This window comes from Nocardioides dokdonensis FR1436, from assembly GCF_001653335.1.
GTDB classification, from domain to species: Bacteria; Actinomycetota; Actinomycetes; order Propionibacteriales; family Nocardioidaceae; genus Nocardioides; species Nocardioides dokdonensis.
The window spans coordinates 2775566-2794049 of sequence record NZ_CP015079.1; the positions used below are offsets into that span (position 1 = coordinate 2775566).

General features: G+C 72.6%; 17 protein-coding genes. 7 read left to right on the forward strand and 10 right to left on the reverse strand.

What is annotated here, in order from left to right; all coding sequences use genetic code 11:
- Window positions 1-81 precede the first annotated feature (81 nt).
- From I601_RS13165 to I601_RS13175, 3 genes are read left to right on the forward strand one after another with little or no spacing between them, the layout of a single operon-like run.
- Window positions 82-1077 (forward strand): C40 family peptidase, encoded by a 996-nt coding sequence (locus tag I601_RS13165; protein ID WP_068110478.1) that lies wholly within the window; start codon window positions 82-84, stop codon window positions 1075-1077.
- 49 nt (window positions 1078-1126) lie between these two features.
- Entirely contained in the window at window positions 1127-2365 is a 1239-nt protein-coding gene (locus I601_RS13170) for a hypothetical protein (RefSeq protein WP_068110481.1), read from the forward strand.
- A complete protein-coding gene (locus tag I601_RS13175) occupies window positions 2362-3594 on the forward strand; it encodes a M48 family metalloprotease (RefSeq protein WP_237089408.1) in 1233 nt (410 codons plus the stop codon). The genes I601_RS13170 and I601_RS13175 overlap by 4 nt, the downstream gene beginning before the upstream one ends.
- A 16-nt stretch (window positions 3595-3610) precedes the next feature.
- Here I601_RS13175 and I601_RS13180 read toward each other — a convergent pair whose 3' ends face one another.
- The 10 genes from I601_RS13180 to I601_RS13225 all read right to left on the reverse strand — a co-directional run bounded on the left by I601_RS13180 (window position 3611) and on the right by I601_RS13225 (window position 15246).
- Window positions 3611-4021: a VOC family protein gene (locus I601_RS13180; RefSeq protein WP_068110484.1), complete on the reverse strand. Its 411-nt coding sequence runs from the start codon at window positions 4019-4021 to the stop codon at window positions 3611-3613.
- 288 nt (window positions 4022-4309) lie between these two features.
- Window positions 4310-4519, reverse strand: a complete 210-nt coding sequence (locus I601_RS13185) for a Flp family type IVb pilin (protein ID WP_068110487.1) — start codon at window positions 4517-4519, stop codon at window positions 4310-4312.
- Between the two features lie 139 nt (window positions 4520-4658).
- On the reverse strand, window positions 4659-5318 hold the full coding sequence (locus I601_RS13190) for a response regulator transcription factor (protein ID WP_068110490.1): 660 nt from the start codon (window positions 5316-5318) through the stop codon (window positions 4659-4661).
- Window positions 5315-6925, reverse strand: a complete 1611-nt coding sequence (locus tag I601_RS13195) for a sensor histidine kinase (protein ID WP_157520150.1) — start codon at window positions 6923-6925, stop codon at window positions 5315-5317. Before I601_RS13195 ends, I601_RS13190 begins: the two co-directional genes overlap by 4 nt.
- A 7-nt stretch (window positions 6926-6932) precedes the next feature.
- Window positions 6933-7853 carry a type II secretion system F family protein gene (locus tag I601_RS13200; RefSeq protein ID WP_068110495.1) on the reverse strand — a complete coding sequence of 307 codons (921 nt, stop codon included), beginning with the start codon at window positions 7851-7853 and terminating at the stop codon, window positions 6933-6935.
- Between the two features lies 1 nt (window position 7854).
- Window positions 7855-9795, reverse strand: coding sequence for a type II secretion system F family protein (locus I601_RS20855; protein ID WP_084527579.1), 1941 nt, complete (start codon window positions 9793-9795; stop codon window positions 7855-7857).
- Window positions 9795-11228 (reverse strand): CpaF family protein, encoded by a 1434-nt coding sequence (locus I601_RS13210; RefSeq protein ID WP_068110498.1) that lies wholly within the window; start codon window positions 11226-11228, stop codon window positions 9795-9797. Before I601_RS13210 ends, I601_RS20855 begins: the two co-directional genes overlap by 1 nt.
- On the reverse strand, window positions 11225-12427 hold the full coding sequence (locus tag I601_RS13215) for a CpaE/TadZ family protein (protein ID WP_068110501.1): 1203 nt from the start codon (window positions 12425-12427) through the stop codon (window positions 11225-11227). Before I601_RS13215 ends, I601_RS13210 begins: the two co-directional genes overlap by 4 nt.
- A gap of 58 nt (window positions 12428-12485) precedes the next feature.
- Window positions 12486-13232 carry a Flp pilus assembly protein CpaB gene (gene cpaB, locus I601_RS13220; RefSeq protein ID WP_084527581.1) on the reverse strand — a complete coding sequence of 249 codons (747 nt, stop codon included), beginning with the start codon at window positions 13230-13232 and terminating at the stop codon, window positions 12486-12488.
- Window positions 13233-13425: 193 nt separating this feature from the next.
- Entirely contained in the window at window positions 13426-15246 is a 1821-nt protein-coding gene (locus tag I601_RS13225; protein ID WP_237089409.1) for an AMP-dependent synthetase/ligase, read from the reverse strand.
- A gap of 158 nt (window positions 15247-15404) precedes the next feature.
- Between I601_RS13225 and I601_RS13230 the strand changes: the two genes are divergently transcribed.
- The 4 genes from I601_RS13230 to I601_RS13245 are packed head-to-tail and all read left to right on the forward strand — an operon-like array spanning window position 15405 to window position 18478.
- Window positions 15405-15854: an SRPBCC family protein gene (locus I601_RS13230; protein WP_068110510.1), complete on the forward strand. Its 450-nt coding sequence runs from the start codon at window positions 15405-15407 to the stop codon at window positions 15852-15854.
- 13 nt (window positions 15855-15867) lie between these two features.
- A complete protein-coding gene (locus tag I601_RS13235; protein WP_068110512.1) occupies window positions 15868-17076 on the forward strand; it encodes an ArsA family ATPase in 1209 nt (402 codons plus the stop codon).
- Entirely contained in the window at window positions 17073-17540 is a 468-nt protein-coding gene (locus I601_RS13240) for a hypothetical protein (RefSeq protein ID WP_068110515.1), read from the forward strand. The genes I601_RS13235 and I601_RS13240 overlap by 4 nt, the downstream gene beginning before the upstream one ends.
- Complete coding sequence (locus tag I601_RS13245; protein ID WP_068110519.1) at window positions 17537-18478, forward strand: ROK family glucokinase; 942 nt, start codon at window positions 17537-17539, stop codon at window positions 18476-18478. The genes I601_RS13240 and I601_RS13245 overlap by 4 nt, the downstream gene beginning before the upstream one ends.
- Window positions 18479-18484: the final 6 nt, after the last annotated feature.

Consider the following 18484-nt stretch of genomic DNA (forward strand, 5'->3'; position numbering starts at 1 on the left):
GAACCGGGGAACCATCGGTCGTGGGGTCACACCCTCCTGCGCACCCGGTCGGCGCCGACAGCTGAGGGAGACCGCCCACTCGTGCTTCACGGTCGCAAGAGACTGACCACCGCCTTCGCCGGCGCCCTGCTCATCGGGGCGGTGGCCTTCGTGCCGACCAGCCCCGCGCAGGCCGAGCCGGACATCGACGACGTCCAGGCCCGCGTCGAGAAGCTCTACCACGAGGCAGAGCAGGCCTCGGAGCGCCACAACGACGCCCGCATCGAGCTCGAGGAGCTCGAGCGCGAGCTCAAGGCCGTGCGCGCCGACCAGGAGCTCCAGGACGCCCAGATGAGCTCGGTCCGCGACCAGGTCCGCGACTCCATCGTGCGCACCTACCAGGGCCAGAGCCTCTCCGCCGTCGGCCAGGTCGTGCTCTCCGACGACCCCAGCGCCTTCCTGGCGCAGATGTCGACCCTCAGCGCCTACGACGGTCTGCAGGACCAGCTCTTCGAGACCTACTCCACCGAGGTGAAGGCGCTCGACATCCGTCGGCAGGCCACCGCGTCGCAGGCCGCCGAGCTCGCCGACGTCGAGGCCCGCCTCGCCAAGGAGAAGGCGACCATCGACGAGAAGGTCGACGAGGCCGAGTCGATGCTGTCGCGCCTCGAGACCGAGGCCCGCGAGGCCGTCGTGTCCCGCGACGACTCCCGCACCGAGGAGCCCGCCCCGGTCTCCGTGCCCGCCTCGGGCCGCGCCGCCGCCGCCGTGCAGTACGCCATGGCCCAGGTCGGCAAGTCCTACGTCTACGGTGCCGCCGGCCCCAGCTCCTTCGACTGCTCCGGCCTGACCATGATGGCCTGGCGCCAGGCCGGCGTCTCGCTGCCGCACTCCTCCAGCGCCCAGTACAGCGGCGGCACCAAGGTCTCGACCTCGTCGCTGCAGCCCGGCGACCTGGTCTTCTACTACAGCCCGATCAGCCACGTCGGCATGTACATCGGCAACGGCCAGATCGTGCATGCCGCCAACCCCAGCACCGGCGTGCAGATCACCGGTGTGAACACCATGCCCCTCGTCGGGGCAGTCCGCCCCGGCTGATCCGCTGGAGCGCACCGAGCACCGGGAGGCCGGCCGTCCACGTTGGTGGGTGGCCGGCCTCTCGCTGTGCCTGCTGCTGCTCGTCGGGGTCGTCGCCTGGCAGGTGCGCGACGACCCGTACGTCGCCACCCCCGCAGACCGCAGCGCGGACGCACCGAGCGTGCGCCCCGGTGCTGCCGCCGAGGCGCTGGCGAACCTCGAGGACGCCATCGGGCGCGGGGACGCCGACGCGGCGGCCGCGCTCGCGCCGCGCGACGACCCCGCCGCGGCCCGCCGGCTCGCGGACATCGTCGAGAACGCCGAGGAGGTCGGCCTGGAGGGCGTCACGCTGCGCTACGTCGACCAGGACGGCGGCATCGATGCCGAGGGCGGGTGGCGCGCCGACGTCGACGTGACCTGGCAGGTGGCCGGCTTCGACCCCGGACCGGCCCGCAGCGAGGTGACCTTCGCGCTGCGCGACGAGCCCACGGACGGCGGCGCGCGGGTCGCGTTGACCGCGGCCGGGGTCGGCGGCGGCCGGGCCCCGCTGTGGCTCACCGACGACCTGCAGGTGCGGCGTACGGACTCGCGGGTGGTGATGGTCGCCGGCACCCGCCGCGACCTGGTCCGCTACGACCGCCTGGTGCGCGCGGCGCTGCCGGTGGTGCGGCGGGTGCTGCCCGGCACCGACCGCGGGCTGGTGGTCGAGGTGCCGGCGAGCGCCGCGGCGCTGGACGCCGCCCTGGGCGCCGACGAGGGCACCTACGCCGAGGTCGCCGCGGTGACCACCAGCCCCGACGGGCTCGTCACGCCCTCGGCGCCGGTGCACGTGCTGGTCAACCCCGACGAGATGGACCGGCTCGAGCGCACCGGCGCGCAGGTGGTGATGAGCCACGAGGCCGTGCACGCGCTCACCGACGCCCCGACCAGCCAGGCGCCGCTGTGGCTGGTGGAGGGCTTCGCCGACTACGTGGCGCTGCGCGACGTCGACCTGCCCGACACCACCGTCGCCGCCCAGGCGCTCGAGCAGGTGCGGGAGAACGGTCTGCCCGACGCGCTGCCGGGGCCGGCCGAGCTCGGCGTGGGTGCGCCGTACCTGGGGGCGTCGTACGAGGCGGCCTGGCTCGCGACCCGGGCAGTGACCCGGGCGGCTGACGAGAAGGCGCTGGTCGAGCTCTACCGGGCGACGAGTGCGGGGGAGCCCTTCGAGGCCGCGCTGCGCGACGTCGCCGGGATCAGCGTGCCTGGGCTGACCCGACGCTGGCGCGACGAGCTGGAGCGGCTCGCGGCGCAGGCGGGACCGTCGTGACGGCTGTGGAGCCGCGGAGCGCGGTGCGTCCGCACGTGCGGACGTCGTGGCTGGTGCTGCTCGTCGCGGGCGCTGCCTTCGTGCTGCTGGCGTGGTGGCTGGTGCCGTGGGACCCGGTGCCCGGCGGCCGCCCGGAGCCGGTGGATCCCGAGGACTACTTCACGGCCGCGCAGATCACGCGCGCCGAGGAGTTCTCCGGCTGGGCCCGCACCTGGAGCCTGTCCTCGCTGGGCGTCTCGCTGCTCGTGGCGTGCGTGGTCGGTTTCACCTCGCTCGGACGCCGGCTCGTGGCCCGGCTGCCCGGCCCGTGGTGGGCGCAGGTCGTGCTCACCGTGGCGGCGCTGGAGGTCGCGGGCCGGGTGATCACGCTGCCGTTCGCGGTGCTGGTGCGTCGGTTGGTGCGGGAGTACGGGCTGTCCACCCAGTCGTGGTGGGGCTTCGCGCGCGACCTGGTGGTGAGCGAGGCGCTCACCGTGGTCGTCACCTCGGTCGGGCTGCTGGCGCTGGTGTGGTGCGCGCGACGCTTCCCGCGGCGCTGGCCGGCGATCGCCGGGGGAGTGCTCGGGGTGCTGGTGCTGCTCGGGTCGTTCGTCTACCCCCTGCTGGTCGAGCCGCTCTTCAACGACTTCGAGCCCCTCGAGGACGGCAGCCTGCGCAGCAGCATCCTCGCGCTGGCCGACGCCGAGGGCGTCGAGGTCGACGAGGTGCTGGTGGCCGACGCCTCGCGGCGTACGACGACGCTGAACGCCTACGTCTCCGGCTTCGGCCAGACGCGGCGGGTGGTGCTCTACGACACGCTGGTGCAGGACCTGCCCGAGGACCAGGCGCTGTCGGTGGTGGCGCACGAGCTGGTCCATGCCCGCCACGACGACGTGCTCGTGGGCTCCGTGCTCGGCGCGGTCGGTGTCGCCGCCGTGGTCGGCCTCGGCGGGGTGCTGCTGCGCCGACGGGACGTGGGACGGGCGAGCACGGTGCCGCTGCTGCTGGCGCTGCTGGCCGTGGGCACGGTGCTCGCGGCTCCCCTCCAGAACGGCCTCAGCCGGGCGGTGGAGACCCGGGCGGACGTCGAGGCGTTGCGCTACACCGGTGACGCGGGCGCGTTCGTCGAGCTGCAGCGGCAGCTGGCGGTGCGGTCGTTGGCCGACCCGTCACCACCCCGGGTGCTCGAGTGGTGGTTCGCCAGCCACGACGGTGCGCTGCGGCGGATCGGGCTAGCGCTGCCCGACTGAGGGCGCTGAGCCGGCGTCAGCCCCGGATCAGGCAGAACGGGTGACCCACCGGGTCCGTGTAGACCCGGAAGCCCCCGTCCTCGGAGGTCTGGTGCTCGTGGACCTTCGCGCCCGCCGCGAGCACGGCGGGCTCGGCGCGCGCGATGTCGGGCACCGAGAGATCCAGGTGGAACTGCTGCGGGTGGCTCCCGCCGGGCCACGTGGGCGCTGCCCAGTCGTCGATGCGCTGGAAGGCCAATGTCGCACGTCCGTCCGGGTTGTCTGGGCTCACGCCGCCTCCCGGCGGGACCAGGGTTGCGAAGGCCTGGTCAGACCCCGCCTGCAGCTCCCAGCCGAGCACCTCGGCGTAGAAGCCGGCCAGTGCCAAGGCGTCGGGGCAGTCGAGGACCACCAGGTCGAGCTTGGGAAGCGGGGCGTCAGCGCTCACCGCCTCACCCTAGCGCCCGAAATGCGACGAGCACGGTGCCCGTGTTGCTGGCCGTGGTGGCCGTGGGCACCGTGCTCGTCGTGTCCCTCCCAGGAGGGCATCAACCGGACTGTGGAGCCCGGGCCGAGGTCAAGGTGATGCTACAGAGGTGATGCGGATGGGCACATCCAACTGTGCAGCGGTGACTGGCGGTGTGGTCATTCGCGGACTTGTTGCCGCCAAAGGTCTATGCACGGTGCCTCTTGAGTCACCAGCCTGCGAGACCGCCTAGGTCTTCGAGGCCCGATCTCAGCCGGCGGACTTGGTGGGGGCGACGGGCTGGAGGTTGGTGCTCGTGCCTTCGAAAGCTCCCTTGATCTGGCCGCCGAGGGCGATGACGGCCACGACGATCACGGCGGCGATGCCAGCAACGAGGAGGCCGTACTCGACGGCGGAGGCTCCGCGCTCGTCCATCTTGGCCTTGTGGCCGGCGAGCAGGATGGTCAGGTACTCGATCATGGTGTCTCCCTCGAATCAGACGGTCCCGGACAGGGGGCGGGACCTGATGAGTTCAGTCTGCTGAGAGATCGCTTCCGGCGGATCGGGAGACAGTGTGCGGTGCTAGTAGTCCGTTCGGACTATGTGGCGTCCCAGCAGGTCAACGCTGCGTCGGGTTCCGCTGTACCGAGGACAGCAGGCCGACGCGCATGGCGGTGACCAAAGCCTGGGCCCGATTCGAGGCGCCCAGCTTCTGGTAGATCTTGGCGATGTGCGACTTGGCCGTCGACTCGCTCATGTAGAGCTTGTCGCCGATGGCGGCCGCACCGAGGCCGTCCGCGAGCAGGGTGAGCACCTCGTGCTCGCGGTCGGTGAGCCGGGTCGATTCTGCGGCTCCGCGGCGCATCATCGCGCCGACGAGGCCGGCGCAGACGAAGGACCGGGGCGACACCTTGGCGTGTCGGGCGGCCTTGACCACCTCGTCGGAGGGGGCGTCCTTGCCGACGAAGCCGGAGGCGCCCGCCTCCATGGCGGCGAAGATCTGGTCGTCACCGGAGTGCATGGTGAGCACGACCAGGCCGACCTCGCCGTGGTCGCGGCGCAGCGCGCGCACGATGTCGAGGCCGGTGCCGTCCTGGAGCTGCAGATCGGTCACCACGACGTCCGGCCGCAGCTCGGCGAAGCGGGCCAGTGCCTCGGTCACCGAAGCGGCGGTGCCGACGACGGTCATGTCGGCCTGCATGTCGAAGACGCCGCCGAGGCCGTCGCGGATCAGCTGGTGGTCGTCGACCAGCATCACCCTGGTCAGTACCTCGGTCATCTGCTCACCTGGATCTCTCGGGGGGACTCGGGCTGCGGCACCCGGCCCCCGGACGGTAGCGCGACCGACACCCGAAGCCCGCCACCGGGCGGCTCCTCGAGGTCGAGCCGGGCGCCGATGAGAGCGGCCCGCTCGCGCATGATGCCGAGGCCGTAGGAGTCGGCGCGCACGTCAGCTAGGCGCCCGGAACCCTCGCCGAGGCCCCGCCCGTTGTCGGTGACCGAGATACGGGCGCCCGGTGCATCGACCAGGCAGTGCACCCGCACCAGGGTGCACTGCGCGTGCTTGACGGCGTTGTTGAGCGCCTCCTGAGTGATCCGGAAGAGCTCAGCCTCGATCTCGCTGCGCAGCCGCTGCGACGTCTCGTCGAGGGTGACCTCGATCGCCACCCCCGAGAGCTGGCTGAGGTTGCGGGCCAGGGACCCGATGGCGGCGCCGAGGCTCTCGCTCTCACCGACGGTGGTGCGCAGGGTGACCACGGAGCGCCGGACCTCGGCCACCACCTCGGTGACCCGCTCGCGCAGCGTTGCGAACCTGGCTGCCTGCTCGGGCGAGGTCGCCTGGGACGCTAGCGCGTCGACGAGGTAGCCGAGCGACGCGATCTCCTGGGCGACGCCGTCGTGCATCTCGCGGGAGAGCCGTCGGCGCTCGTCGGCGGTCGCCGCGTCGCGGAAGGCGGTGAACTGCAACGCGGTCTCGAGGTGCACGGTGCTGACCTGCAGGTCCCGGGTCAGCCGTCGGACGGTGCGCGGCAGGTCGAGCGCGCCAGGGTCGAGCCGGTCAGAGAAGACCCCGGCCACGATGCCGGGGTGCCCGGGTCGGGAGGCATCGGGCGAGAGCGGGAAGGCGAAGGTCTGAGCGTCTGTTTCAAGCCGGCCCGACCGCTGCGCGAGGCGGGCCAGGAGGGAGGTGTGCGCCGACCCGGAGTCGTCGAGGGTGGTGCTCAACAGAGGCGCGAGCACGTCGTCGCCGACATACAGCACCAGGTCGGCGGTGGGCAGCTCGTCGCGCACAGCGCTGAGGATCGCGCCACCCAGGCTGCGCGGCTCGAGCCCGGAGCTGAGTCCCTCGGAGAGCTGGTTGAGCTCGTGCAGCAGGTCGCTGGCATGCCGGTAGGGCAGCAGCGGGTCCGGTGCGCTGAGCGTGGCGTGCAAGAAGGAGGACACCATCCCGAGGCCTAGGCCCATGGTCAACCAGGTGAAGGCGGTCAGCAGGTCAGCATCGGTCAGGGTCACCCCTGACAGGTTCACCACGACGACGGCGGTCGTCAGCACGGCGCCCAGCGACGCGAAGACGCCCTTGGCTCCGCAGCGCAGTCCGGCGACGAAGGGTGGGGCCGCGAGGGCGCCGAGGACGGCGGGCGACGAGTCCACCACCAGCAGGCAGGTGGTGGCGACCGCGACCGCCTCGACGATGCTGACCACGATGGCCCGCTGGGGGGAGCGGCTCTCGACGACCAGGGTGACCAGCCAGATCACGCCGAGGACGCCCAGGCCGACCAATCCCTCCCGGTCACGGTCCCACAGCAGGGGTCCGCCGATCGCCAGCAGCACAAAGGCGCGGGCGGCGGCGTTGATGCGAAGCGCTTGGCGGTGGGCTAGTAGCACAGGGGCCTCATCCGAAGCTGTCCATCATGCCGATAGCGGCGGGACCCATCACCGCTACGAAGAGGCAGGGCAGGATGAAGAAGATCAGCGGCACGGTGATCTTCACGGGCACCTGCTGCGCCTTCTCCTCGGCGCGCTGGCGCCGCTTGACCCGCATCTCCTGGGACTGGACCCGCAGCACCTGGGCGATCGGGATGCCGAAGGAGTCGGCCTGGACCATGGCGCTGACGAACGACTTGAGGTCGGGGACATCGGTGCGCTCGGCCATCGCGCGCAGCGCGGCGGAGCGGCCTTGGCCGATCTGCATCTCACGCAGCACCCGGGCGAACTCGTCGGCGACTGGGCCCTCGAAGTTGCGGGCCACCTGCTGCACGGCCGCGTCGAAGCCGAGCCCGGACTCCACGCTGATCGTCATCAGGTCGATGGCGTCCGGCAGGTCACGGCCGATTTGCTGGGTCCGGTCGTGGGCCTTCTGGTAGAGGTACAGGCCCGGCGCGAGGAACCCGAGCACCAGCCCGACTGCGACCACCACGACCAGGACGGCGACGGAGAGCCCTAGGGCCAGCCCGACGAGGAGGCCCACCACGAGCCCGACGACCGCGCCGATCACCTTGCCGCTGACCACCCGGTCGACGTCCCAGCCCGCCGGGTTGCCGGCCAGGTCGAGCTTGTGCCGGGTGCGGTCGGCGGAGTCGGCGCCCGAGAATCGGCGGCCCACGCCCAGGGCACGACCCTGCAGCGGCTCGAGCACCCGCTCGGCGAAGGGCCGGTCGACCTCGGCGGTGAGCTCCGGGGGAGCGCCGGTCATCGCCCGCAGGACAGCCAAGGACTTGCCGACGCCACCGGCCTCGGCGTCGCTCGTCGTCGCAGCAGCGACCAGCACGAGGGCAGCGGCGATCAGGACGACGCCGAGCAGCAGCAGCACCATCTCAGACCTCCACCTTGATGAGCTTGCTCATCCAGAACGCACCGATCGCCAGCCACAGGCCGGCCCCGACGAGCATGATCAAACCACGCGGATCGGTGAAGAGGACCATGACGTAGTCGCGCTGGGCGAAGAAGAGGTAGAGCAGGAAGATCGGCGGCAGGCCGCCCAGCACGTACGCCGACAGCTTGCCCTCCGCGGCGAGCGCGGCGACCTGGCGGCGCACGTAGGCCCGCTCACGCATGGTGTCGGCGACGGTGTTCAGCAGCTCGCCGAGGTTGCCGCCGACCTGGCGCTGGATGCCGATCGCCATCACCACCCACTCGAAGTCCTTGCTGTCGAACCGCACGGCCACCCCCTCGAGCGCCTCCTCGAGCGAGACCCCGAGCCGGGTCTCGGCCAGCACTCGGCGGAACTCGCCGGCGATGGGCTCCTGGCCCTCGCGCACGACGGTGTCCACCGACTGGGTCAGGGACAGCCCGGCCGAGAGCGAGCCGGAGATGAGGCCGAGGGTCTCGGGCAGCAGGTCGTCGAACTTCTTGCGGCGCCGGGAGCGGCGCATGCCGAGGTAGAGCCACGGGCCGAGCCCGCCGAGGACCAGGAACAGTAGGGCCACGCCGAGGCTGCCGCCGCCGAGCAGCAGGCCGAGGAGACAGGCACCGACCAGGATGCCCACGTGCACGAGGAGCCACTCGGGCGGCTTGAGCTGGCTGCCGGCGGCCTCGAGGCGGGCCCCGATGCGTTGCTCGAGGCCACGGCTGCGACTCAGCACCTGCCCTGCGGCGTCCTTGGCCTGGCTCAGCGCCTGCTCGCGGTCCATCTTCGGCTGCGTGGCGCTGGCCGCCGAGCCCGGTCGGGCCGTGGCGGCGGCGTACGCGTCGACGCGCTCGGCGGGGGTGGCCGCGGCGCGGGGGCGGGGCACCAGCAGGACGGCGAGCGCGACCAGACCGATCCCGAGCGCGAGGACGCCGATCCACATGGTCCAGCGCGGCGCGCTCCAGCCGTTGTCGCTGGGCAGCTGGGCATCGATGCCGGTGCCGCCCGCAACCGACTCGGCGACGGGGACGAACGCTTCGGCGACGAGCGGGCCGGAGGCCGAGGCGAGGGTGATGGTGACGGTCTGCTCGGTGGCGGTCAGCGCGTCCGGCAGCTCGGCGGTGACCAGCAGCTGCCGCTCGAGCGCCTCGGCCTCGGCGGCGAACGCCGCCGCCAGCGCGTCGGTGCCGGCGGGCACGACCCGGCCGTCGCCGGCCTGGGCCAGCTTGCGCAGCGGCGGGCTCGCGCCCTGCAGCGAGATGACGTCGAGGCCGACCTCCGCGGCCCGCACCGCAGCCGCGGCGTCGGCGAGCGAGGTGTCGGTGGTGTCGGCGCCGTCGGACAGCACCAGCACGGTGCGCTGGCCCTCGCTGCCGGCCAGGTCGACAGCAGCGCGGATGGCGTCGTGCAGGGCGGTGCCCCGGCTCAGGCTGAGGGTGTCGACCACGGCGCGGGCGGCGTCGCGGTCGTCGGTCAGCACCAGCGGGGTGGCGACCTTGCCGGCGAAGGTGACGACGCCGACGAGCACGTCGTCGGGCACCAGGTCGAGGAAGTCGCGGGCCGCCTGCTGAGCCGCGGCGAAGCGGGGACCGGCCATCGAGTTGCTGGTGTCGATCGCCAGCACCGCGGCCCGGCGCACCGTGCCCTCGGAACCGGCGGATGCGGCAGTGGCGGCCACCGTCTGCCCCCCGATGCGGACCTCGACCGAGGAGGGGTCGACGTCGGCGCCGGCCGGCACCGAGACCAGCAGCGAGACCGGGCCGCCGTCGCGGGAGGGCTCGGCGTACGTGATCGTCGCGTCCGAGGCGGCACGTTCGGCGGCGGCGACGCCGGTGCCGCTCAGCACCAGCAGTCCGGCCAGGAGCCCCGTGAGGAGTCCTGCCCAGATCCGGGCGGAGGGACCGGTCATCAGATCCGGTCCGTCACGAAGAGCAGCGGGTCGACGCTGACGTTGGCGTAGGCCATCTTGTCGAGGAACTTGGGGCGCAGCCCAGTGGCCCGCAGGCGCCCGAGCGAGCGGCCGTCGCGGTCGAAGCCCATCGAGTTGTCGAAGACGAAGATGTCCTGGAGCGTGATGATGTCGCCCTCCATCCGCTCCACCTCGGTGATGTGGGTGATCCGGCGGGTGCCGTCCTTGAAGCGGGTCTGGTGCACGATCATGTCGACCGCGGAGGCGACCTGCTCGCGGATCGCGCGCACCGGCAGGTCCATGCCGGCCATCAGCACCATCGTCTCCATCCGCGACAGGGTGTCGCGCGGTCCGTTGGAGTGCAGGGTGCAGATCGAGCCGTCGTGGCCGGTGTTCATCGCCTGCAGCATGTCGAGCGCCGAGGCGTCGCGGACCTCGCCGACGATGATCCGGTCGGGGCGCATCCGCAGGCTGTTCTTGACCAGGTCGCGGATCGAGACCTCGCCCTTGCCCTCGATGTTCGACGGGCGCGACTCCAGGCGCACGACGTGCTCCTGCTTGAGCTGCAGCTCGGCGGCGTCCTCGATGGTGACGATCCGCTCGTCGTCGGGGATGAACGAGCTCAGCACGTTGAGGGTGGTCGTCTTCCCGGCACCGGTGGAGCCCGAGACGAAGATGTTGAGCCGCCCGCGCACGCACGCCTCGAGGAAGTCGGCGGTGGGGTCGGTCAGCGAGCCGAACCGGATCAGGTCCTGCACGCCGAGCGGGTCGGCGGCGAACTTGCGGATCGTGAGCGCCGAGCCGTCGACGGCCAGCGGCGGCACCACCGCGTTGACGCGGCTGCCGTCGGGCAGCCGGGCGTCGACCATGGGGGAGGACTCGTCGACGCGGCGCCCGATGCGGGAGACGATCTTGTCGATCGTGCGCCGCAGGTGCGCCTCGTCGGCGAACTTGGCCGCGGCCGGCACCAGCCGCCCGCTCTTCTCCAGCCAGATCGAGGCGTGCCCGTTGACCATCACCTCGGAGACGTCGGGGTCGCGCAGGTAGGGCTCGATCGGCCCGTAGCCGAGGATGTCGTCGCTGATCTCCTGCGAGACCCGCCGCCGGTCGCTGCTCGACAGCGGTCGGTCCTGGTGGGCGAGCACGTCCGCGAGCACCGTGCGCACCCGCTGGTCGAGCTCGTCGGTGTCCATGTCGGCGTCGTACAGGTGCGGGCCGAGCTGCTTGACCAGCTCGACGTGCACCTTGGCCTTGAGCTCGTCGATGCGGTCGCCCTCGATGCGCCCGCCCAGCGAGCGGCGCGGCGCCGGGGGCGCCGCGGGGGCCGTCGTCGTGCCGGTCGCACCGTCGACGGCCGCGTCGAGCGCCTGCTCCTCGCCCTCGGAGCCCGGCGCACGACGGGCGGCGGCGAGCCGGTCGGAAAGGCTGCTCATCCTGGTCTCCTCATCCGGAAGCGGGCCCGGCCGCGGCCGGCGTCGGTCTGGTCGGCCCCCTCCCCGGTCGTCGGGGTGCCGGCCGGCACCGGTGCCGGGTCGCCGGCCAGGGTCGCTGCCAGCTGCCGCACCGCGGTGCTGGAGGCGTGGTCGGGCGACGTGGCCACGATCGGGACGCCGGAGTTGGTGGACGCGGCGATGTCGATGGAGGAGCCGACCTGGGTGGCGATCGGCATCCCGAGGATGGCCTCGACCTTCTCGGGGCCGATGCCGACGGCGTCGTCGGCGCGGTTGAGGAGCAGGTGCCGGTGGCCGCGGGCGATGTCGAGCATGTCGAGGGTCTCGAGCGCGACCTTGACGTTCTTGAGCGTCGGGACGTCGAGCGTGGCCACGATGATGCACTCGTCGGTCTCGTCGAGCGCGGTGAGCACCTGCTCGTCGAAGGCGGGAGCGGTGTCGACCACGACGAAGTCGAAGGACTCGCGCAGCGTGCGCAGCACCCGCGTCACCAGCGCGGGGGTGACCCGCTCGCGGGCGTCGGGGTGGGCCGGAGCGGCCAGCACCATCAGCGAGTGCTCGTGGCGGGTGAGCAGGCCGTCGAGCTGCTCGGTGTCGAGGTCGGACTCCGAGCCGATCGCGTGCTCGATCGAGTGGGTCGGGAAGAGCTGCATGGTGATCGCGACGTCACCGAAGGCGAGGTCGAGGTCGACCAGGCAGACCCGGCGCGCGCCGCGGTCGGCCAGCGCCAGGGCCAGGTTGACCGCCATCGTCGTCTTGCCGACCCCGCCCTTGGGGGAGAAGACGGTGATCACGCGGCCGGGCTGGTGCGCCCCCGCCGGGCCGCGCAGGGCGACGTGCAGCTCGTGGGCGCGCGCCACGGCGGCGGCGACCGCGGCACCCTCACCGTCCGGTACGACGTCGCGGGCGCCGGCGTGCATGGCGCGGGTGAGCACGTCGGTGTCGACCTCGGCACGCACCAGCACCACGCTGAGCATCGGGCGGGTGGTGCGCAGGTCCTCGCAGGCCTTGAGGGCGTCGTCGAGGTCGAGGTGCGGGCCGAGCACGACGACGTACTCGTCGCTGTGCACGTCCAGCCAGGCGCGCATCCGCTCCGCCGAGTCCACGCCCTGGCTGCCGGGGGGCAGGGCGTCGAGCAGGGCGGTGACGGTGGCGTTGTCGGTGTCGACGACGACGGGCATCGGTGCTGCCTCCTTCGGTGCTGCAGGGGGGGTGCGGGGGGAGCTGCTGGGGGAGGGATCAGCCCTGGAAGAGGTTCTGCGGGGTCGTCGGGGGCGACAGCTTGACCTTGGAGTCCTCCGTGAGCAGCGCGAAGGAGAGCTCGCCCTGGCTCTGGCCGAGCAGCACCTTCTGCATCTGCGGCTGGCCCACGGAGAGGGTGATCAGGGTGCGGGGCAGGGTCTCGGCGACCTGCTCGCCGTCCTGGCCCTCGACCGTGGTCGTGGTGGTGATCGGGGTGGTGGACCCGACCGCGATCACCGTCACCCGGGTCAGCAGGACCCGGCTGTAGGGCTGGCCGGTGGTGGTATCGGTGCCGTTGACGAAGACCGCCACCTCGGAGCCGGGGTTGACGAAGCCGGCGACGCGGGCGGGGTCGGTGAGGTTGATCGACATGGCCATGTCGCCCTTCTCGGGGATCTGCAGCCGGGTCTCCTCGACGGCGCTCGCGCCCAGCTTCTGCGGCACGACCTGCTCGCCCGGGTAGATCGTCGTCAGCGCGACGTCCTGCTCGACCCCCTCGGTGGTGGTCAGGGCGCCGGGCAGGATCTGGCCCTGGGCGACCGGCTGGAAGGCGAGCTTGCCGCCGGCGGAGGCCGCGGCCACGCTCTCACCGCGCTCGATCTGCTGGGTGGCCACGAGGACCTCGCTGGTCTCGAAGGCGTCACGGGCCCGGTTGTCGGCGCCCTGCACGTAGAGGAACACCAGCACCGTGCCCAGCGCAGCCACCACCGCAGCCACGATCAGCAGTACTCGTCGACGATCCATCTCGGTGCCCTCTCCCTCGACGGCGCGCGGGAGCCCTGAGGCCCCATGCACCACCTGTCCCTCCGGGCGCAGAGCTGCACCCGTGTTCCCACCGACGATGCTAGGGACGAGCGGGCCGGTCCATACGGCTTTCGCTGCACTCTGGACGTAAAGACGAGACGGGTGGTGACCTGGCTCACCCCTCGCAGGCGGCTCAGGCGGACGGGCCGCCGTACAGCTGCTCGATGCGCTCGCGCTGCTCGTGCACCACGACGGAGCGCTTGAGCTTCAGGCTGGGGGTCAGCTGGCCGCCCTCCTCGGTCCACTCGTCGGGCAGCACCACGAACTTGCGGATCGACTCGGCCTTGGAGACCGCCTTGTTGGCGTCGTCGACGGCCTGGTCGATCTCGGACCGCAGGTCGGCGTCGTCCAGCAGCACCTCGAGGTCGCCGGACTTGCCGTGCCGCTCGGCCCAGCCGGGCACCGCCTCGCGGTCCAGGGTGATCAGCGCGCCGATGAAGGGCTGGCCGTCGCCCACGACCACGCACTGGTCGACCAGCGGGTGGGCGCGCAGCCGGTCCTCGAGCACGGCCGGGGCGACGTTCTTGCCGCCGGCGGTCACCAGGATCTCCTTCTTGCGCCCGGTGATCCGCACGAATCCCTCGTCGTCGACCTCACCGACGTCGCCGGTGTGGAACCAGCCGTCGCGCTCGAGCGCCTCTGCGCTCGCCTCCTCGTTGGCCCAGTAGCCGGCGAAGACCTGGCCGCCGCGGAACAGCAGCTCGCCGTCGTCGGCGACCCGGACGGCCGTGCCCGGCATCGGGCGGCCCACGGTGCCGATGCGGGTGGCGTCGGGGGTGTTGAAGCTCAGCGCGGCCGTCGTCTCGGTGAGGCCGTAGCCCTCGAGCACGGTCATGCCGATGCCGCGGTAGAAGTGGCCCAGGCGCTCGCCCAGCGGCGCGCCACCCGAGATGGCGAACTCGCAGCGCCCGCCCAGGGCGTCGCGCAGCTTGGCGTAGACCAGCCGCGAGAAGACCGCGTGCGCGGCGCGCACCCGCAGCGGCGTACGCCCCTTGTCCTGGGCGCGCGACCAGGCGATCGCGGTCTCGGCGGCCCGGTCGAAGATCGCGCCGCGACCCTCGGTGGCGGCCTTCTGCGAGGCGGTGTTGAAGACCTTCTCGAAGACCCGCGGCACCGCGAGGATGAAGGTGGGCTGGAACTCCTGGAGGTCGGCCAGCAGGTTCTTGATGTCGGAGCTGTGCCCCAGGCGGGTGCGCTTCTTGACCGCACCGATCTGGATGATCCGGGCGAAGACGTGGGCCAGCGGCAGGAACAGCAGCGTGGCGGCGCCCTCGGTGTCGAAGAGGGCGTCGAGCTCGTCGGTGGCCACGCCGAGCTCGAACATGAAGTTGCCGTGCGTCAGCATGCAGCCCTTGGGCCGCCCGGTGGTGCCCGAGGTGTAGATCAGGGTGGCCAGGTCCAGCGGCGTCGTCGCCGTACGCCGCGCCTCCAGCTGCGCGTCGTCGACGTCCGCACCCAGGCGCGTGAGCACGTCGACCGCGTTGTCGGCGAAGGACCACAGGTGGTGGAGGTCGTCCAGCCCGCCGCGCACCGCCGCCACCCGCGCGACGTGCTCGTCGCTCTCGGCGACGACCGCGCAGGCCCCGGAGTCGCGCAGGATCCAGGCGACCTGCTCCTCCGACGAGGTCTCGTAGACCGGCACGGTGACCGCGCCGGCGAACCAGATCGCGTAGTCGAGCAGGGTCCACTCGTAGCGGGTCTTGGAGATCAGTGCGACCCGGTCGCCGGCCTCGACGCCGGCCGCGACGAGTCCCTTCGCGACCCCGGTGACGTCCTCGAGGAACTGCGCCGCCGTGACGTCCTGCCACCCTGACCCGTCCGCCGCCGGGCGGCTGAACACGACCGCGTCCGGCGCCTGGGCGGCGTTCGTGACGATGTCGTCGGTGAGGTTCCCGGTCGCGGGGACCTCGATCGTCAGGGGCGTGGAGAACTCACGCACGTCTGTCTCCTTCATGCTCACTTCTCAGGCCACGGTCTCGCCCGCTGCTGGTCGTGGCGGGACATCGTGCGGCACGTTACCGCCGCAAACGCGGGACGGCCCATCCGGTACAGTCGCCGCGCACTCGGGCGAGAGACCCGGGTCACCACCGGCAGGGACAGGGGGTCAGTGAAGTGGCCGAGCAGACCACGTCGTCGATCGTGATCGACGCGACACCCGCGGAGGTCATGGCAGTGATCGCCGACTTCGCGGAGTACCCCACCTGGGCCAAGGGCGTGAAGGTCGCCGACGTGCGCTCCACGATCGACGCGGGACCCGACGCCGGCCGCGCCCGGGAGGTCTTCTTCTCCCTCGACGTCTCGCCGATCAAGGACGAGTACACGCTGGCCTACGAGTGGGACGGCGACCGACAGGTCACCTGGACCCTCGTCGAGGGCAAGATGCTGCGTGCGCTCGACGGCGCCTACGTGCTGGCCGACCGGGGCGGCTCGACCGAGGTGACCTACCGGCTCGCCCTCGACGTCTCCATCCCGCTGATCGGCATGCTCAAGCGCAAGGGCGAGAAGATCCTCATCGACACGGCGCTGAAGGGCTTGAAGAAGCGCGTCGAGTCGATCGGCTGACCGGGGCGGCTGCGTGCGCATCCTGCTGTTCACCGGCAAGGGCGGGGTAGGCAAGTCCACCGTCGCGGCCGGCACCGCGGCCCTGGCGGCCGCTGCCGGGCACCGCACCCTGGTGCTGTCCACCGACGCCGCGCACTCGCTGGCCGATGCCTTCGCCGTGGGTGCGGGCCCCGAGCCCACCGAGGTCGCCCCGCGGCTCTTCGTGCAGCAGGTCGACGCGCAGCTGCGCTTCCAGCAGTCGTGGGCCGAGGTGCAGCACTACCTCCTCTCCGTCCTCGACGTCGTCGGGGTCGACCCGGTGGCCGCCGAGGAGCTCACGGTCCTGCCCGGCGCCGAGGAGGTCCTGGCGCTGCTCGAGCTGCGCCACCAGGCCCTGTCGGGTGCCTGGGACGTCGTCGTCGTCGACTGCGCGCCGACCGCCGAGACGCTGCGGCTGCTGGCCCTGCCGGAGGCGCTGGGCTGGTACATGCAGCGCGTCTTCCCGGCCGAGCGACGCATCATCAAGGTGCTCAAGCCGGTGCTGACCCGCAGTGTGGGGGTGCCGATGCCCGGCGACCAGGTCTTCGACGCCGTCGAGCGGCTGCACGCCGAGCTCGACGAGGTGCGCGCGCTGCTGTCCGGCCCCGAGGCGAGCGTGCGGGTCGTGCTGACCCCGGAGAGCGTCGTGCTCGCCGAGGCGCGGCGCAGCTGGACCAACCTCTCGCTCTTCGGCTACCGCGTCGACGGGGTCGTGGCCAACCGGATCTTCCCCGAGGGCGCCGGCGACGAGTGGCGGGCCGGCTGGGTCGCCTCCCAGGCGGCCGTCCTCGAGCAGGTGGACCAGTCCTTCGCGGGCCTCCCGGTCTGGCGCTCGGAGTACCGCGGTGAGGAGCCCGTCGGCGTCGACGCGCTGCGGCGCCTCGCCGAGGAGGTGTACGCCGGCACCGACCCGCTGGCCGTGCCCGCCGGCGACGGCCCGTTCAGCGTGACCCGCACCGACACCGGCGCCGTGCTGCGCCTGGCCCTGCCCTTCACCACCCGCGCCGAGGTCGACCTGGCTCGCAACGGCGACGAGCTGGTGCTCACCGTCGGCTCCTACCGACGCCTGCTCACCCTGCCCGCCGGGCTCGCCCGGCTGCGGGTCGCCGGGGCCCGCGTGGAGTCGGGGAGCCTGCAGGTCCGCTTCGTCGAGGCCGAGCAGCGCCCGGCCGCCGGCGGCGTACGACGAGAGGCAGCGCGATGAACGAGGACCACCGCCCCGGCGAGGGCGACGGAGCCGGTCAGGGGGGCCCGGGGGACGTCGGCTCGCTCGCCGAGGAGGCCGCGAAGCTCTTCGGCGCGCTCTCCGGCTGGGCGCAGGACCAGGCCCCCGACCTCGGCGCTGACGGCGACCTCGGCGACCTCGGCTCCCACCTGGCCGGGCTGGCCGCGCACGCCGTCGACGCGGCGACGCAGGTGCAGGCCCACCTGTCCGAGGCGCTGGAGGACAACCTCGCCACCGACGACCCGGAGTGCCGGTGGTGCCCGGTGTGCCGCACCGTGCACGCGGCCCGGCTGCTCAGCCCGGAGGTCAAGGCGCACCTCGGCTCGGCGGCGTCCTCGCTCGTGCAGGCCGCTGCCTCCCTGATGGCGACCCCGCCGCCCTCCGGACGACGACGCGACGTCGAGACGATCGACCTGGACGACGACCCCGAGGACACCCCATGAGCCTGACCTGCGGCATCGACATCGGCGGCACGAAGATCGCCGGCGGCGTCGTCGACGAGCAGGGCACGATCCTCGAAGAGCTGCGCGTGGAGTCCCCGGCCAGCTCCGAGGAGGCCATCGAGACCGCCGTCGCGGGACTGGTCCAGGAGCTGCGCACCCGTCACGAGGTCACCGCGGTCGGCGTCGGCGCTGCGGGCTACGTCGACCGGTCGCGCTCGGTGGTGATGTTCGCACCCAACATCGCCTGGCGCGACGTGGCGATGCGCGCCGACCTCGAGCAGCGCGTCGACCTGCCGGTGGTGATCGAGAACGACGCCAACGCCGCCGCCTGGGGCGAGTTCCGCTTCGGTGCCGGCCACGACGTCGACGACCTGCTGCTGGTCACCGTCGGCACCGGCGTGGGCGGGGGCCTCGTGCTCGGTGGTCGGCTGTACCGCGGGGCCTTCGGGGTGGGCGCCGAGATCGGCCACATGCGCGTCGTGCCGCACGGCATCCTGTGCGGCTGCGGCAACCGCGGCTGCTTCGAGCAGTACGGCTCCGGGACGGCGCTCGTCCGCGACGCCCGGGCCGCCGCGTCCGGCGGCTCGCTGCTGGCCCGCGGGGTCCTGGACCGCGCCGGCGGCGACCCCGAAGCCATCACCGGCCCGCTCATCACCGAGGCCGCCCGCGCCGGCGACCCCTTCGCCGTCGAGCAGCTCGCCGAGATCGGCCGCTGGCTCGGTGAGGGCATCGCGTCCCTGACCGCCGTGCTCGACCCGGCCGTCGTCGTCGTCGGCGGTGGCGTGAGCGAGGCCGGCGACCTGCTGCTCAACCCGGTCCGCGCCGCCTTCGCCGCGCAGCTGACCGGTCGCGGGCACCGGCCCAGCCTCGAGATCCGCAAGGCCCGCCTGGGCAACCGCGCCGGCCTCATCGGCGCCGCCGACCTGGCCCGGATCTGAGCCGGC

Coding starts and splice junctions, on each gene's coding strand:
- I601_RS13185 (WP_068110487.1), bottom strand. CDS start 4,519: ATGATCGAGTACCTGACCATCCTGCTCGCCGGCCACAAGGCCAAGATG.
- I601_RS13190 (WP_068110490.1), bottom strand. CDS start 5,318: ATGACCGAGGTACTGACCAGGGTGATGCTGGTCGACGACCACCAGCTG.
- I601_RS13200 (WP_068110495.1), bottom strand. CDS start 7,853: ATGGTGCTGCTGCTGCTCGGCGTCGTCCTGATCGCCGCTGCCCTCGTG.
- I601_RS20855 (WP_084527579.1), bottom strand. CDS start 9,795: ATGACCGGTCCCTCCGCCCGGATCTGGGCAGGACTCCTCACGGGGCTC.
- I601_RS13210 (WP_068110498.1), bottom strand. CDS start 11,228: ATGAGCAGCCTTTCCGACCGGCTCGCCGCCGCCCGTCGTGCGCCGGGC.
- I601_RS13215 (WP_068110501.1), bottom strand. CDS start 12,427: ATGCCCGTCGTCGTCGACACCGACAACGCCACCGTCACCGCCCTGCTC.
- cpaB (WP_084527581.1), bottom strand. CDS start 13,232: ATGGATCGTCGACGAGTACTGCTGATCGTGGCTGCGGTGGTGGCTGCG.
- I601_RS13225 (WP_237089409.1), bottom strand. CDS start 15,246: ATGAAGGAGACAGACGTGCGTGAGTTCTCCACGCCCCTGACGATCGAG.
- I601_RS13240 (WP_068110515.1), top strand. CDS start 17,073: ATGAACGAGGACCACCGCCCCGGCGAGGGCGACGGAGCCGGTCAGGGG.
- I601_RS13245 (WP_068110519.1), top strand. CDS start 17,537: ATGAGCCTGACCTGCGGCATCGACATCGGCGGCACGAAGATCGCCGGC.